The following is a 15,007-nucleotide window of genomic DNA, read 5'->3' as shown; positions in this document are numbered from 1 at the left end:
GTGCGGAGAAACCGCACAGAGAGGAGCGCACGTGCTCAATGCGGCCCGGCTGCAGATCCTCGCGCGGCTCGAGAGCCTCGGGACCGTGCGCGCCGTCGGGACCTCGCTCCACCTGAGCCCGTCCGCCGTCTCCGCGCAGCTCGCCGCGCTCGAGGCCGAGACCGGCGCGCGCCTCCTGGAGCGCACGGGTCGACGCGTCCGCCTCACGCCCGCCGGCCGCACGCTCGCCCGGCACGCGCGCGTCATCCTCGACCAGATGGCCCTCGCCGAGGCCGAGCTCGCCCACCCCGACGGCGAGCCGGCCGGCGTCGTGCGCGTCGCCGCGTTCTCGAGCGCGGTGCGCGCGCTCGTCATCCCGCTCGCGACGCGGCTCGCCGTCGAGCACCCGCGCGTCGAGGTGCAGGTCGACGAGCTCGACCCGCGCGAGAGCGGGCCCGCGCTCCGGCGCGGGGACGTCGACGTCGCGGTGACCGCCGACCTGCTCGACGGCGCGCTGCTCGCCGGGCCCGACGTCGCGACCGTCCCGCTGCTCGAGGACCCGGTCGTGCTCGTCACGGCGCGCGGCGACCGGGCCCCCGGCGAACCGGTCGACCTCGCGCGCCTCGCCGGCGCGCCGTGGGCGGCCGACCTCCCCGGGCGCTACCTGTCCACGCTCGTCGAGAGCGCGTGCCGCGAGGCCGGCTTCGAGCCGCGCGTCGTCGCCCGGCTGCCCAGCTACGAGCTGCTGCTCGCGCACGTCGAGGCCGGGCTGTCCGTCGCGCTGCTGCCGGGCCTCGCCGTCGACCCGCGGTACGCCGTCGACGCCCGCCCGCTCCGCGCGCCCCGGACCCGCCCGGTGTACGCGGCCGTGCGCCGCGGGGCCGCGCCGACCGCCGCGACCACCGTCGTCCTCGGCGCCCTGCGCCGCGTCGCGCGCGAGGTCGCCGGTCCCGCGCCGGCCGGCTCCGACTGACGCCCGCTCGCGCCGGATCCCGCGCGACCTACACTGGCCCCAGCACCGCACGACGACGTGGAGGTCCCGTGCCGCGCACTCCCGCACCGCCGCCCCGCTCCGAGGAGCACCCGCGCCGCCCCGACGCGCGCCGCGACGCGCGCTCCGTGCGCGCCGCCTACCGTTCGTTCCTCGACCACGGCGTCCTCCCGCGCGGCGTCCACCCGCTCGTCGCCGACTCGTGGCGCCGGTCCGTGCACAGCGGCGTCGACCCGGAGGCGCCCCGCACCGACTCGGGCCTCGCCCACGACGACCTCGTCGCCTACCGCGAGGCGCACCCGCTCGCGGGCGTCATGCCGGTCGTGCGCGAGCTCGTCGTGGACGCCGCCGCCGACGACGGCCTCGTCGTCGCCGTGTCCGACGACGCGGGCCGCCTCCTGTGGGTCGAGGGTGACCGGGCGCTGCGCGACGCCGTCGACCGCGTCGGGTTCGTCGAGGGGTCGGTCTGGCGCGAGGAACGGGTCGGGACGAACGCGCCCGGCACCGCGCTCGCGACGCGCAGCCCCGTCCAGGTCCTCGGCGCCGAGCACTTCTCCCGGCCCGTGCAGGCGTTCAGCTGCACGGCCGTGCCCGTCCACGACCCCGCGAGCGGGCGCGTCCTCGGGGTGCTCGACGTGACGGGGCGCCAGTCCGCCGCGTCGGGCGTCGTGCTCTCGCTCGTGCGCGCGACCGTGCTGAGCCTCGAGCGCGAGCTCGCCCAGCGCGCCGCGGCGACGGGTCCCGACGACGGCCCGGGCCGGCTCCCGGGACCGCCCCGCGACGGCGCGCCCGAGCTGCTCGTGCTCGGCACGGCGCCCGTGCTGCGCTCGCCGGACGGCCTCGACCACCGCCTCTCGCTGCGCCACGCCGAGATCCTCGTGCTCCTCGCGACGCACCCCCGCGGGCTGTCCGCCGACGAGCTCGCCGTCCTCCTGCACCCCGGCGAGCTCTCCGACGTGACCGTCCGCGCCGAGGTGTCGCGCCTGCGGCGCGTCGCGGGCGCGCTCCTCGCGGGGTCGCGCCCCTACCGGCTCGCGCGACCCCTGCGGACCGACGCCGACGTCGTGCGCGACCACCTCGAGGCGGGCGACGTCCGCGGCGCCGTCGCCGCCTACCGCGCGCCGCTCCTGCCGCGCTCGGGTGCGCCCGCCGTCGAGCACCTGCGCGCCGAGCTCGCGGCCGAGCTGCGCACCGCCGTCGTGGCCGCGGGCGGCGCCGACGTGCTCGACGCGTGGACGCGCACCGACGACGGCGCCGAGGACCACGCCGCGTGGACGCGGCTGCAGCGCGTCGCGGACCACGGCAGCCCGCTGTGGCTGCGCGCCCGCGCCCACCTCGACCTGCTCGACGACGAGCTCGCCTGAGGTCCGGGGGAGCCGCCCGCTGCAACGGTCCTGCAACCCTGCGCCGCCTACCGTCGGCCGCACGGCGCGACGAGGCGCCGGGCCGCGCACCGCCGTCGGACGCTCCCCGCCCGACGGCGACCTCCCCCAGGGCGCGGCGAGGACCAGCACTGCGAGTCAGCACTGCGAGGAGGCAGACGATGACGGTCTACGCAGCCCCCGGCACGGACGGGGCGATCGCCGAGTACAAGGCCCGGTACGACCACTGGATCGGGGGCGAGTACGTCGCGCCGGCCGGCGGGCAGTACTTCGAGAACCCCAGCCCGGTAACGGGCCGGACGTTCACCGAGGTCGCGCGCGGCACCGCCGACGACATCGAGCGCGCGCTCGACGCCGCGCACGGCGCCGCCCGGTCGTGGGGCCGCACGAGCGCGACCGAGCGCGCCAACGTCCTCAACAAGATCGCCGACCGCATGGAGGAGAACCTCGAGCGGATCGCCGTCGCCGAGTCGTGGGAGAACGGCAAGCCCGTCCGCGAGACGCTCGCCGCCGACATCCCGCTCGCGATCGACCACTTCCGCTACTTCGCGGGCGCGATCCGCGCGCAGGAGGGGTCGATCTCCGAGATCGACGAGGACACCATCGCGTACCACTTCCACGAGCCGCTCGGCGTCGTCGGCCAGATCATCCCGTGGAACTTCCCGATCCTCATGGCCGTGTGGAAGCTCGCCCCGGCGCTCGCGGCGGGCAACTGCGTCGTGCTCAAGCCCGCCGAGCAGACGCCCGCGTCGATCCTCTTCCTCATGGACATCATCGGGGACCTGCTGCCGCCCGGGGTGGTGAACGTCGTCAACGGGTTCGGGGTCGAGGCGGGCAAGCCGCTCGCGTCCAGCCCGCGCATCCGCAAGATCGCGTTCACGGGCGAGACGACGACCGGCCGCCTGATCATGCAGTACGCGAGCCAGAACATCATCCCGGTCACGCTCGAGCTCGGCGGCAAGTCGCCGAACATCTTCTTCTCCGACGTCGCCGACGCGCGCGACGACTTCTACGACAAGGCCCTCGAGGGGTTCACGATGTTCGCCCTCAACCAGGGCGAGGTGTGCACGTGCCCGTCGCGCGCCCTCATCCAGTCGTCGATCTACGACACGTTCCTCGGCGACGCGATCGAGCGCACGAAGGCGGTGCGGCAGGGCAACCCGCTCGACACCGAGACGATGATCGGCGCGCAGGCGTCGAACGACCAGCTCGAGAAGATCCTGTCGTACATCGAGATCGGCAAGGCCGAGGGCGCGAAGGTGCTCACGGGCGGGTCGCGCGCCGAGCTCGGCGGCGACCTCGCGGGCGGGTACTACGTGACGCCCACGATCTTCGAGGGCAAGAACTCGATGCGGATCTTCCAGGAGGAGATCTTCGGGCCCGTCGTCGCGGTGACCGACTTCTCCGACTTCGACGACGCCATGACGATCGCCAACGACACCCTCTACGGCCTCGGGGCCGGCGTCTGGTCGCGGTCGGGCAACACCGCCTACCGCGCGGGCCGCACCATCGAGGCCGGACGCGTGTGGACGAACTGCTACCACGCGTACCCCGCCGCCGCCGCGTTCGGCGGGTACAAGGGCTCCGGCGTCGGGCGCGAGAACCACAAGATGATGCTCGACCACTACCAGCAGACGAAGAACCTCCTCGTCTCCTACTCGGCCCAGAAGCTGGGCTTCTTCTAGACCAACCCCACCAGCCCTGCCCGCCCGACCGACCACGGGCTCGGCTCCCTCTCCCCCCCCCCGGCCGCCGAGCAGGTGGTCCTGGCTCGTCCGGCCGTCCGGACGGACCAGGACCACCTGCTCGCGGCGCCGGGATCGCCTGGTCGGCCTGACACGTGGAGGGTTTCGTGGTCGACGACGTCCCCTCGGTCCGTCCGGTTGGCGCGCCACCCGCGCGGGTCGCGCTCACCGACGACGCCGCGGCGCTGCTCGCGCGGCTGCGGACGGTCCACGGCGAGCTCATGTTCCACCAGTCCGGCGGGTGCTGCGACGGGTCGTCGCCCATGTGCTACCCGCAGGGCGACTTCCTGCTCGGCGACGCCGACGTGCACCTCGGCGATCTCGTCGTCGACGCGCCCGGTCCCACGGGCGGTCCCGGTGCGGGCGGCCCTGCCGCGGACAGCCCCACCGGGGCGGACGGCGCGGCGGGCCGGCTCGTCGTGCCCGTCTGGATGAGCCGCGCGCAGTTCGAGTACTGGAAGCACACCCACCTGACGATCGACGTCGTGCCCGGCCGCGGCGCGGGGTTCAGCGTCGAGGCGCCCGAGGGCGTGCGCTTCATCATCCGGTCGCGTCTGCTCACCGACGAGGAGTGGGCGGCGCTCGACGTGGCCTAGGCTGACCTCACCGACGAGCTCTGCGACGGGCTCCAGGACCGGCCCCGCAGCGGGGCCGCGACGGCCCGGGACCGGAGAGGAGGCGGTGCGATGAACGACCTGCTCGTCGTGGCGCGCGACCTCGCCTCCGCGCTCACGCTCCTGCTCGGCACGTCGACCCTCACGGCCACGCTCTTCCTCCTCGGCGCCACCGCCCTCGTCGCGGCCGTGGCTGCCGTGGCCGCGCGCTGGGGCGCACCCCTCGCGCTCGGTGTGGCGGCTCGCCCCGCGGGCCGCCTGCGCGACACGGTCGACGTCGGTCCCGCCGTCACGCAGAGCGACCCGGACGCCCCGGGTCGTGCCCGGCCCCGGGCTCCCGGCCGACTCCTCGGCTGATCACCCGGCCGAGGGACCTCATCGCACCCGCGTCGTTGCGCGGCGTGCTGCTGCCTGCCCACCGCAGGGTGATCGGCGAACGCGTACCCCGCACGTTCGACCGAGGACACCACCATGAACCTGCTCGACCTCCCGCTCGTCTCCACCGTGCTCGACGCCGCGTACCGCGCGCTGATGGGCCTGTCCGACCTGCTCGAACCCCTCGCGGGCGGCGCCGCGGCGGCGGCGGCCGTCGTCCTGCTGACGCTCGCCGTGCGCGCACTGCTCGTCCCCGTCGGCGTGTCGCAGGCGAAGGCGGAGCGCGACCGCGCGCGCCTCGCACCGCGGCTTGCCGAGCTCCAGCGTCGCCACCGGAACGACCCCGAGCGGCTGCGGCGCGCGACCGTGGAGCTGTACACCCGGGAGGGCACGACACCGCTCGCCGGGTGCCTCCCGATGCTGGCCCAAGCGCCCGTGGTCGGGGTGGTCTACGCGCTGTTCCTGCACGCGGAGATCGCCGGGCACGGCAACGCGCTGCTCGGCCACACCCTGTTCGGCGCGCCCCTGGGCTCGAGCCTCGTCGGCGGGCTCGGGGCGGGTGGCGTGCCGACCGTCGTGGTGGCCGGGGTGGTCGTGCTCGCGATCGCCCTCGTCGGCGAGCTCACGCGCCGCGCCTCCCTGCCCGGCGGTCGGCTCGCGCTGCCCCGGACGACGCCCGGCGCCGACACCGGGCCGAGCGTGCGCGGTGCGGCGGTGCTCTCCGGCCCCGGCCTGCAGAACGCGCTCGGTGCCCTGCAGTTCGTCACCGCCGTGATCGCCTGCTTCGTGCCCCTCGCCGCGAGCCTGTACCTGCTGGTGACGGTGACATGGACTCTCGGGCAGCGCCTCGTCCTGCGCCGCCGGTACCCGCTCGTCGCGACGGCGTAGCGGAGGCCGCGGGGCTGCCAGCGGACCGCCGGCCGCGCGAGAGTGTCGGGATAGGGCCGACCTGTCGCCCTTGCGCGAGGCCGTCAGCGCGCTCCCCGCAGCCCCGCGGCGACCTGGGGGCGGGCCGCGGCCCGCCCGCGTGTCACAGCGCCGCGAACCGGCCGACGGCGACGAGCACCGCAAGGGCGAGCAGCACCACGTTCGCCGGGACGGCCTTCGCCTCGCCGAGGTGCAAGTGCAGGGGGATCGCGCCGACCTGCGTGAGCGCGAGCCCGACCGCGGCGACGGGGGTGAGCACCGGCGCGACGCCGAGCGCCCAGGGGAGGATCACGCCGACGGCGCCGGCCACCTCGAGCCACCCGATGGCGCGCACGCCCGCCGCGCGCTCGGGCGTCACCCAGCGCATCTGCTGCTGGAGCACGGGGATCGGGCGCAGGGCCTTCATGAGCCCGGCGCCGAGGAAGGCGGCGGCGAGCAGACCGGAGGCGATCCACAGGGCGACGTCCATGCGTGAGTCCTTCGAGAGGAGGCGGCGACGGCCCAGGATGGCCGGTCACTCTTTGTGCCTGGGCACATGATGGGTAACCATGAGCACCGGCACAAAAGGCACACCGGTGTGCGTGAGGCACACGGAGCAGCACCCGAAGAAGACGGAGACCCCCATGACGACGACGCCCAGCACGGACGTGCCGGTGGTGCGCGAGCTCGCCGAGCGCCACGGCATCCCGGTCGACCGCGGCTGCGCCGCGGCGGAGGCGACGAGCGAGGTGCGCTCGGTCCTCGACCGGGTGGGCGACAAGTGGAGTGTCCTCATCCTGGGGATGCTCTCCGCCGGCCCGCAGCGCTTCACCGAGCTGCTCCACGGGATCGACGGCATCTCGCAGCGCATGCTCACGCTCAACCTGCGCCAGCTCGAGCGGGACGGCCTCGTGAGCCGCACGGTGCACGCCGTCGTGCCGCCGCGCGTCGACTACGCGCTCACAGGGCTCGGCGAGACGCTGCTGCCGCCCGTGCTCGCGCTCGTCGAGTGGGCGCTCGCCCACACGCGCACCATCCGCGAGAACCGCGACGTGTTCGACGCGCGGCGCCCCGCGGGCTGACGGGGCCGTCCGACCCGCAGGGGACCGAGCGGGTCGGGCGCAGGGCGGTCAGCCCGCGAGCGGGTCGGCCGCGCGCAGGTACCAGGGCTCGTACCGCTCCAGCGAGAGCGTCCAGAGGCCGGGGGCGCCCGCCGGCACCGCGAGGCACACGTTGCCGGTCACGGTGTCGCCCGAGCCGATGAGGCCCGTGCTCACGAGCGCGTGCGGCACCGCGCCGCACCCGCCCTCGGCGTGGACGCCGTCGTCGCCGACGAACCCGACGTCGACCGCGCCCCACGCGGTCACCTGCGAGCTGGACCCGGTGTACGTGGCGGTCACGGGCACGATCCAGTACTCGACGCCGTCGGGCGGCGGGGCGTTGACGTCGTCGTGCGCGAGCACGTCCGCGGTCGCCTCGTAGGGCTCCTCGAGGAGGACCTCCCACTCCTCGCCGCCGATCGTGTACCCGTCGAACAGCCACGGGTCGTCGCGCGTGCCCGTGCCCTCCCAGTCGCCCTCGGGCCAGTCCTCGTCCGACCAGCCGTCGCCCGGCCACTCGTCGTCGTACGCGTCGTCGGTCGGGGCCGTGACCCACGCGGCGATCCGGGCGCCCGCGTCCGTCGCGACGCCCGCGGCGAACCCCGTCCCGCCGCCGACGACGAGGCACACGACCCCGACGAGCAGCCCGACGGCCGTCCGAGACAGACCGCCACGCCCCGGTGCCGCGCGCGGCGGGGCCGGCTGGGGAGCGCCGGGGTACGGCGGCCCTGGGTGCGGTGCGAGGGGCTGCGGGGTGCCGGCGTGCGGAGGGCCGGGGTGCGCTGCGGACGGCGGCGCCGCGTACGGGTTCGGGTGCGCGGCCGGGCCGGGGGAGGAGGGCGGCGGGCCGGGAGGGGGCGTCGGCGAGGACGGCGGCGTCACAGGGGTGCTCATGGTGCTCCGGTGTCGTGCGGGCGGGCGCCCGGACGACAGGTGCCACCGTGCGTGGCCGGATGCTCCCACACTGCGGTCCCCGCCGTCGAGGGCGATGGCGCGCGCCCGTGGGCACGCCCTCGGTGCCGCCGCCGGGTGGGCGACGGCACCGAGGCCGTGGAGGGCGGGAGACCGCGCTACGGCTGGTCCACCTCGGAGCCCACGAGGAACTGCGAGTACGCCCCGATGGTGAGGAACGTCGGGAAGTCCTCGGCGAGCGCGACGGCGCGGAACACGTGCGCGGCGTCGTCGATCCGGTTCCCCGGGGTGCGCGGCAGGTCGTCGACGATCTCCGCGAGCAGCGCCTCGACGCGCTCGCGCGTGATCGGCACGCCGTTCTCGGTCCGCGTGCCGGACGCGATCCACTGCCACACCTGCGACCGCGAGATCTCGGCCGTCGCGGCGTCCTCCATGAGGTGGTCGATCGCGGCGGCCCCGACGCCGCGCAGCCACGACTCGAGGTACCGCACCCCGACGGAGACGTTCGAGCGCAGGCCCGCCGCGGTGACGGTGGCCCCGGCCCGGCGGGCCGAGCCGATGTCGAGCAGCTCGTGCTGGCCCACCCGGACGTCGTCGCGCTGCCGCGAGACCTGGTTCGGCGCGTCCCCCAGCACCGCGTCGAACTCGGTGCGCGCGACCTCGATGAGGTCGGGGTGCGCGACCCACGTGCCGTCGAACCCGTCCGTCGCCTCCCGGCGCTTGTCCGCCCGCACCTGCTCGAACGCGCGCTCGGTGACGTCCGGCCGACGACGGTCCGGGATGAACGCGCTCATGCCGCCGATCGCGTGCGCGCCGCGCCGGTGGCACGTCTGCACGAGCAGCTCGGTGTACGCGCGCATGAACGGCGCGGTCATGGTGACCTGCGCGCGGTCGGGCAGCACGTACGAGTCGCCGCGCGTGCGGAACGCCTTGATCACGGAGAACAGGTAGTCCCAGCGCCCGGCGTTCAGCCCGGCGCAGTGGTCGCGCAGCTCGTGGAGGATCTCCTCCATCTCGAACGCCGCGGGCAGCGTCTCGATGAGCACCGTGGCGCGGATCGTGCCCTGCGGCAGGCCGAGGTACTCCTGGGCGAGCACGAACACGTCGTTCCACAGCCGGGCCTCGCGGTGGCCCTCGAGCTTGGGCAGGTAGAAGTACGGCCCCCGCCCGCGCGCCACGAGCGCGTGCGCGTTGTGGAACAGGTACAGCCCGAAGTCGACGAGCGACGCCGACGCCGAGACGCTCACGCCCGCCCGGTCGACGTACCGCATGTGCTTCTCGATGAGGTGCCACCCGCGCGGACGGAACACGATCGTCGGGAGGTCGGTCAGCGTCGTCGAACGCAGGCGGTACTCCTTGCGGTGGTCGCCCGAGCCGGTCGTGTGGGTCAGCGTCCCGCGGATCGCGTCGTGCAGCGCGAGCTGGCCCTCGATCACGTTGCGCCACGTCGGGCTGGAGGCGTCCTCGGCGTCCGCGAGCCACACCTTGGCGCCGGAGTTGAGGGCGTTGATCGTCATCTTCGGGTCGGTCGGGCCGGTGATCTCGACGCGGCGGTCCTCGAGGCCCGGCGCGCCGGCCGAGCCCGCGACGCGCCACGACGGGTCGTCGCGCACGGGCCGCGTCGACGGACGGAAGTCGGGGTCGATGCCGTCGGCGACGTCCTGCCGGCGCTGCTGGCGGTCCATGAGGAGCTCGTGGCGGCGTGCCACGAACCGGTCGTGCAGCAGCGTGAGGAAGTCGAGCGCCTCGGGCGTGAGGATCTCGCGGTAGCGCTCGCCGAGCGTGCCGGTGACGCGCAGGGTCCCGGTGACGCGAGGGCCGCTCGCGGGCGCGGGGGTCGACGGGGGAGAGGTGGTCGTGGTCAGCGTGGTCATGGCGTGCTCCGAAGGTCGATGTCGCGAGGTAGAGGTCTGGTCTGCCGAGGGAGAGCCCTGGTCCCGCGAGGTAGAGGCGTGGTCATGACCAGGCCTCTACCTCGCGGGACCGCTCCTCTACCTCGCGAGGGGCTTAGTGGAACTGGGCGGTCTCGGTGGACCCGGCGAGCGCGAGGGTGGCGGCGTCGGGGTTGAGAGCCGTGGCGACCCGGTCGAAGTAGCCGGTGCCGACCTCCCGCTGGTGGCGGGTGGCGGTGTAGCCGTCGGCCTCGGAGGCGAACTCGGCCTCCTGCAGCTCGACGTAGGCGGACATCGCGCGCTCGTTGTAGCCGCGCGCGAGCTCGAACATGGAGTGCGAGACGGCGTGGAAGCCGGCCAGCGTGATGAACTGGAACGCGTAGCCCATCGCGGCGAGCTCCTTCTGGAAGCTCGCGATCTGGGCGTCGTCGAGGTGCTTCTTCCAGTTGAACGACGGCGAGCAGTTGTAGGCGAGCTTCTTGCCCGGGTGCTGCGCGTGGATCGCCTCGGCGAACGTCCGCGCGAGCTCGAGGTCGGGCTCGCCCGTCTCGACCCAGATGAGGTCGGAGTACGGCGCGTACGCGAGGCCGCGCGCGACGACCGCGTCGAAGCCGGGGCGCACCCGGTAGAAGCCCTCGGACGTGCGCTCCCCGGTGAGGAACGGCTGGTCGCGCTCGTCGACGTCGGACGTGAGGAGGTCCGCGGCGAGCGCATCCGTGCGGGCGATGACGATCGACGGCACGCCCGCGACGTCGGCCGCGAGGCGCGCGGCGTTGAGCGTGCGGATGTGCTGGCTCGTGGGCACGAGCACCTTGCCGCCGAGGTGCCCGCACTTCTTCTCGGACGCGAGCTGGTCCTCCCAGTGCACGCCCGCCGCGCCCGCGGCGATCATCGAGTGCATGAGCTCGTAGGCGTTGAGCGGGCCGCCGAACCCGGCCTCGGCGTCGGCGACGATCGGGGCGAGCCAGTCGCGGTCGGGCCGCTGCCCGTCCGACGCCGCGCGCTCGGCCGCCTCGATCTGGTCGGCGCGCAGGAGCGCGTTGTTGATGCGGCGCACGACGGCGGGCACGGAGTTGGCGGGGTAGAGCGACTGGTCGGGGTACGTCTGGCCGGAGAGGTTGGCGTCGGCCGCGACCTGCCATCCGGACAGGTAGATCGCCTTGAGGCCTGCTCGCACCTGCTGCACGGCCTGGTTGCCGGTGAACGCGCCGAGCGCCGCGACCCACTCCTCGGTGTGGATGAGGTCCCACAGCGTCTCGGCGCCGCGGCGGGCGAGCGTGTGCTCCTCGCGCACGGAGCCGCGCAGCGCGACCACGTCCTCGGCGGTGTAGTCGCGCTGCAGGCCGGCCCAGCGCGGGTCGGTCGCCCACTGCTCGGCGAGCTCGGCGGCGCTCTGCGTCTGGTCGCCCGGACGGGCGGACGGGCGCGCGGCGTCGCCGGAGGTCGGGGCGGTGCCGGGGCCGGTGACCGTCGCCGTCGTCGCGACGGCGCCGAGCGGGCGGGCGCCGCCCGCGTACTCGGACGGGGAGCGGCGGCTGACGATGGTGGGCCTGTTCACGGGTGCCTCCTGGTGGTGCGCCGGCCCACGTGGTGCGGGCCGGCCGGGCCGGTCGGTGGACCTCGGCGAGGTCCGTGCTTCGACCTTCCTCCCGCCCGCAAGCCCTTCTCAAGCGAGATCGGACGAAAGAAGCGCGGTTCTTCTCTTGTGCGCAAGGAGTGGCGCGTGTCACTCTCAGTCATGGCTATCCCGACGACGCGACCGGCCGGAATCGCGGAACATGCGGAAATCCCGCTCGAGAGCGAGCCCGACGCCCTGACGATCGGCCGCAGGATCCGGCACCTGCGCACCGCTCGCGGCATGACGCTCGACGAGCTCGGCGCCGCGATCGGCCGCGCGCCGTCGCAGGTGTCGCTCCTCGAGAACGGCAAGCGCGAGCCGAAGTTCGGCCAGCTCCAGGCGGTGGCGCGCGCGCTCGGCGCGAGCCTCGACGACCTGCTCTCGCCGGAGCCGCCGTCGCGCCGGGACGCGCTCGAGATCGAGCTGGAGCGCGCCCAGCGCGGCCCGCTCTTCGACGCGCTCGGGCTGCGGCCCGTGCGGGTGGGCAAGTCGCTGCCCACCGACGCGCTCGAGACCATCGTCGCGCTCGAGCGCGAGCTCCAGCGCCTGCACACCGAGCGCGCTGCGACGCCCGAGGAGGCGCGCCGCGCGAACGCGGAGCTCCGCGCGACCATGCGCGCGCAGGACAACTACTTCCCCGAGCTCGAGGACGCGGCGGCCGGGCTGCTCGACGGCGTCGGGCACGCGGGCGGGCCGATGCCCCAGCGCGTCGCGGCCGACCTCGCCGCCCACCTCGGCTTCACGCTGCACTACGTCGGCGACCTGCCGCACTCCACCCGGTCCGTGCTCGACCTGCGCCACCGCCGCGTGTACCTGCCGAGCAACGGGATGCGCGGGCGGTCCAACGCGACGTCGGCGCTGCTCCAGGCGCTCGCGCCGCACGTGCTCGGGCACGCGGAGCCGCGCGACTACCGCGAGTTCCTCCGCCAGCGCGTCGAGGCCAACTACCTCGCCGCGGCGCTCCTGCTGCCGGAGCGGCACGCCGTCAAGGCCCTGCGCGCCGCGAAGGACGCGCGCGAGATCTCCATCGAGGACCTCCGGGACGCGTTCGCGGTGTCGTACGAGACCGCCGCGCACCGGTTCACCAACCTCGCGACGAAGCACCTCGGCATCCCGGTGCACTTCATGAAGGTGCACGAGTCCGGGGTGATCCACAAGGCCTACGAGAACGACGGCGTGCGCTTCCCCGCCGACCCGCTCGGCGCGGTCGAGGGGCAGTACGTGTGCCGGAGCTGGACCGCGCGCACCGTGTTCGCCGTCGAGGACCGGCTCAGCCCGTTCAGCCAGTACACGGACACCCCGAGCGGCACCTACTGGTGCACGTCGCGCGTGCAGGCGTCGGCCGACGGCGAGTTCTCCGTGAGCGTCGGCGTCCCGTTCGCGCACGTCAAGTGGTTCCTCGGGCGCGACACGACCGAGCGGCTCGTGTCCCGCTGCCCCGACGGCGCGTGCTGCCGCCGCCCGCCCGACGACCTCGCCGACCGTTGGGCCGGCCACGCGTGGCCGAGCGCCCGTCCGCACGCGTCGATGCTCGCGGCGATGCCGACCGGCGCGTTCCCGGGCGTCGACCAGACCGAGGTCTTCTCGTTCCTCGAGGCCCACGCGCCGGGCTAGCCGGCCCGTGCCTGCGCGCGCTCCGCCCGGTCCGCACGGTCCGCGCGAGCCGCGAGCCGCGCGAGCCGGGTCGGCGGACGCCGGTCGGCCGTCAGCCGATCGAGCCGCCCTCGACGGGAGCGACCATCGCGTCCTTGAGGCGCGCGGTGTCGGCGTCGGTCCAGCCGTCGGGTGCGTGCAGCGCGGCGAAGCCGTCGGCGTACTCGAGCTGGTAGACGTGCCCGTGGCCCGGCGGGATGTCGGACGCGGCCGCGACGAAGAGGTCGCCCGTGAGCTGCCAGAACGTGACGAACGGGTACCAGCGCACGTCGCCGAGGACGTCGGGCCCGCGTGGCTCGCGGAGCCAGTCGGGCTCGGACCACAGCGTCTCCGGGCCCCACCAGGTGACGCCGTCGGACGCGTGCTGGAGGTACACGACGCGCGGCTCGTCCCAGCGCGGGCCGGGGCCCCAGAGGTCGGCGACGCCGGTCGCGACCGGGTCGCCCCAGCGGACCTGGCGGCCGTCGTCCACCACGGGGGCGTACTCGAGCGACCCGGGGTCGCGCGCGTCGGTGAGCTCGCGCCACATCGGCGTGAACCCGGGCGTCCCGGTGAACATCGCGCCGTCGGAGCGCGCCTCGACGTCCTGCACGCCGCTGAACGCGCCCTGCATCCCGAACGACCCGAGCGAGATGCCGAACGCGAGCAGGCGCGGGCGGTCGTCCTCGGGCAGGTCCGACCACCGCGCGTACACCGCCTCGAACAGCGCCTTGCCCGCGGCGGGCGGGGTCGAGCGGTCGCCGACGAAGCTGATCCAGCTCGGCAGGTAGGAGTACTGCATGCTGGCGATCGCGGTGTCGCCGCCGTGCATGAGCTCGAGCGCCTCGACCATGGCGGGGTCCACCCAGCCGGTCCCGGTCGTGGTCGCGACGACGAGGACGGACCGGTCCCAGGCGTCCGTCCGGTCGAGCTCGTCGACGACGCGGGCCGCCGTGGCGTCGAGGTCGCCCTCGGGGTCGAGGCCCGCGTACGCGTGGATCGGCTCGCGCACGTCCGCGGGGTCGACGACGTCGCCCGCCGCGGCGAACGCGCGCAGCTCGTCGAGGGTCGGGCCGGAGACGACGAACTTGCGCCCCTCCGCGCCGAGCGAGTCCCAGGGCTCGAGGGAGTCGGGGGAGCCGGACCGCTCGGGGAGCGTCGGGGGCGTGAGCCGAGGGCTGATCTCGGCGTTCGCCGCCGCGTAGACCGAGTTCAGCGCGCTGAGCGTGCCTGACCAGATGACGCCGTTGAACAGCAGGACCACGACGACGGCGACGGCGACGCCGCTGACGAACCGCGCCACGGGGGCGGGCACGACCTTGCCGACGAGGACGCTCAGCCATCGGGCGACGCGGCGCAGGCCGCGGCCCGCCTGGAGCACGAGCAGCGCGACGGCGAGCGCCGCGAGCAGCGTGACGACCTCGCGTCCGGGGACGTCCTCCGACATGCCGAACAGGTGCCGCAGCTCGATCTGGCGCCGCGCCCCGAGGATCAGCGCCAGCGGCACGAGCACGACGGTCGCCCCGGCGAGCACCCACCACGCAATCCGGCTCGCGCGCGCGGTCCACCGGATCCGCAGCCCGACCTTCACGGCGAACCACTCGACGAGCGCGCCGACGGCGTACCCGCCGACGGCGCTCACGCCCGAGATCACGGCCTGGTAGTACCAGGCGCGCGGGATGAGCGACGGCGTGAACGACAGGCAGAACCAGGCGAGCGCGACCACGAGCCCGGTCGCGGAGAACCGCCGGAGCCACCGCCCCCACACGCCGCGCCGGGGGCGCTCCTCGTCGACGGGCTCGGGGGCGCGGGTCTCCGTCGTGGTGGGCTGCACCTCGCGATCGTAGGCGCGGCACCCCGA

Annotated in this window: 13 protein-coding genes; 8 read left to right on the top strand and 5 right to left on the bottom strand. The window is 75.0% G+C overall.

Annotated elements, in window-relative coordinates:
- Positions 1-31 precede the first annotated feature (31 nt).
- The 6 genes from RDI86_RS03055 to RDI86_RS03030 all read left to right on the top strand — a co-directional run bounded on the left by RDI86_RS03055 (position 32) and on the right by RDI86_RS03030 (position 5,974).
- Complete coding sequence (locus tag RDI86_RS03055; RefSeq protein ID WP_308820652.1) at positions 32-952, top strand: LysR family transcriptional regulator; 921 nt, start codon at positions 32-34, stop codon at positions 950-952.
- A 68-nt stretch (positions 953-1,020) separates the two neighbouring features.
- Complete coding sequence (locus RDI86_RS03050) at positions 1,021-2,334, top strand: GAF domain-containing protein (protein WP_308820651.1); 1,314 nt, start codon at positions 1,021-1,023, stop codon at positions 2,332-2,334.
- Between the two features lie 179 nt (positions 2,335-2,513).
- A complete protein-coding gene (locus RDI86_RS03045) occupies positions 2,514-4,037 on the top strand; it encodes an aldehyde dehydrogenase family protein (protein WP_034653685.1) in 1,524 nt (507 codons plus the stop codon).
- A gap of 167 nt (positions 4,038-4,204) precedes the next feature.
- On the top strand, positions 4,205-4,693 hold the full coding sequence (locus RDI86_RS03040; protein ID WP_308820650.1) for a DUF779 domain-containing protein: 489 nt from the start codon (positions 4,205-4,207) through the stop codon (positions 4,691-4,693).
- A 90-nt stretch (positions 4,694-4,783) separates the two neighbouring features.
- Positions 4,784-5,068, top strand: a complete 285-nt coding sequence (locus RDI86_RS03035; protein ID WP_034653680.1) for a DUF6412 domain-containing protein — start codon at positions 4,784-4,786, stop codon at positions 5,066-5,068.
- 114 nt (positions 5,069-5,182) lie between these two features.
- Complete coding sequence (locus RDI86_RS03030; protein WP_168944634.1) at positions 5,183-5,974, top strand: membrane protein insertase YidC; 792 nt, start codon at positions 5,183-5,185, stop codon at positions 5,972-5,974.
- A 142-nt stretch (positions 5,975-6,116) separates the two neighbouring features.
- Here RDI86_RS03030 and RDI86_RS03025 read toward each other — a convergent pair whose 3' ends face one another.
- Positions 6,117-6,482, bottom strand: a complete 366-nt coding sequence (locus tag RDI86_RS03025) for a DoxX family protein (RefSeq protein WP_308820649.1) — start codon at positions 6,480-6,482, stop codon at positions 6,117-6,119.
- A gap of 154 nt (positions 6,483-6,636) precedes the next feature.
- Between RDI86_RS03025 and RDI86_RS03020 the strand changes: the two genes are divergently transcribed.
- Positions 6,637-7,074 (top strand): helix-turn-helix domain-containing protein, encoded by a 438-nt coding sequence (locus RDI86_RS03020; RefSeq protein WP_081600010.1) that lies wholly within the window; start codon positions 6,637-6,639, stop codon positions 7,072-7,074.
- A gap of 48 nt (positions 7,075-7,122) precedes the next feature.
- Here the strand turns inward: RDI86_RS03020 and RDI86_RS03015 are convergent, their stop codons facing one another.
- The 3 genes from RDI86_RS03015 to aceA all read right to left on the bottom strand — a co-directional run bounded on the left by RDI86_RS03015 (position 7,123) and on the right by aceA (position 11,454).
- Entirely contained in the window at positions 7,123-7,986 is an 864-nt protein-coding gene (locus RDI86_RS03015) for a hypothetical protein (RefSeq protein WP_308820648.1), read from the bottom strand.
- A 176-nt stretch (positions 7,987-8,162) separates the two neighbouring features.
- A complete protein-coding gene (gene aceB, locus RDI86_RS03010) occupies positions 8,163-9,878 on the bottom strand; it encodes a malate synthase A (RefSeq protein ID WP_308820647.1) in 1,716 nt (571 codons plus the stop codon).
- Positions 9,879-10,011: 133 nt separating this feature from the next.
- Entirely contained in the window at positions 10,012-11,454 is a 1,443-nt protein-coding gene (gene aceA / locus RDI86_RS03005; protein ID WP_241005618.1) for an isocitrate lyase, read from the bottom strand.
- A 180-nt stretch (positions 11,455-11,634) separates the two neighbouring features.
- Between aceA and RDI86_RS03000 the strand changes: the two genes are divergently transcribed.
- Positions 11,635-13,128, top strand: a complete 1,494-nt coding sequence (locus tag RDI86_RS03000; protein ID WP_051028156.1) for a helix-turn-helix transcriptional regulator — start codon at positions 11,635-11,637, stop codon at positions 13,126-13,128.
- 91 nt (positions 13,129-13,219) lie between these two features.
- Here the strand turns inward: RDI86_RS03000 and RDI86_RS02995 are convergent, their stop codons facing one another.
- Positions 13,220-14,980, bottom strand: a complete 1,761-nt coding sequence (locus RDI86_RS02995; protein WP_308820646.1) for an alpha/beta hydrolase — start codon at positions 14,978-14,980, stop codon at positions 13,220-13,222.
- Positions 14,981-15,007: the final 27 nt, after the last annotated feature.

Origin of the sequence: Cellulosimicrobium sp. XJ-DQ-B-000 (assembly GCF_031119065.1) — a bacterium.
GTDB classification, from domain to species: Bacteria; Actinomycetota; Actinomycetes; order Actinomycetales; family Cellulomonadaceae; genus Cellulosimicrobium; species Cellulosimicrobium funkei.
The sequence above is the reverse complement of the archived record's forward strand: the minus strand, read 5'-3'. Positions and strand labels throughout refer to the sequence as shown.

Bases quoted from the DNA above. Each gene is read 5' to 3' on its own strand.
- aceB (WP_308820647.1), bottom strand. From the start codon at position 9,878: ATGACCACGCTGACCACGACCACCTCTCCCCCGTCGACCCCCGCGCCC.
- RDI86_RS03035 (WP_034653680.1), top strand. From the start codon at position 4,784: ATGAACGACCTGCTCGTCGTGGCGCGCGACCTCGCCTCCGCGCTCACG.
- RDI86_RS03015 (WP_308820648.1), bottom strand. From the start codon at position 7,986: ATGAGCACCCCTGTGACGCCGCCGTCCTCGCCGACGCCCCCTCCCGGC.
- RDI86_RS03020 (WP_081600010.1), top strand. From the start codon at position 6,637: ATGACGACGACGCCCAGCACGGACGTGCCGGTGGTGCGCGAGCTCGCC.
- RDI86_RS03030 (WP_168944634.1), top strand. From the start codon at position 5,183: ATGAACCTGCTCGACCTCCCGCTCGTCTCCACCGTGCTCGACGCCGCG.
- RDI86_RS03025 (WP_308820649.1), bottom strand. From the start codon at position 6,482: ATGGACGTCGCCCTGTGGATCGCCTCCGGTCTGCTCGCCGCCGCCTTC.
- RDI86_RS03045 (WP_034653685.1), top strand. From the start codon at position 2,514: ATGACGGTCTACGCAGCCCCCGGCACGGACGGGGCGATCGCCGAGTAC.
- RDI86_RS03000 (WP_051028156.1), top strand. From the start codon at position 11,635: ATGGCTATCCCGACGACGCGACCGGCCGGAATCGCGGAACATGCGGAA.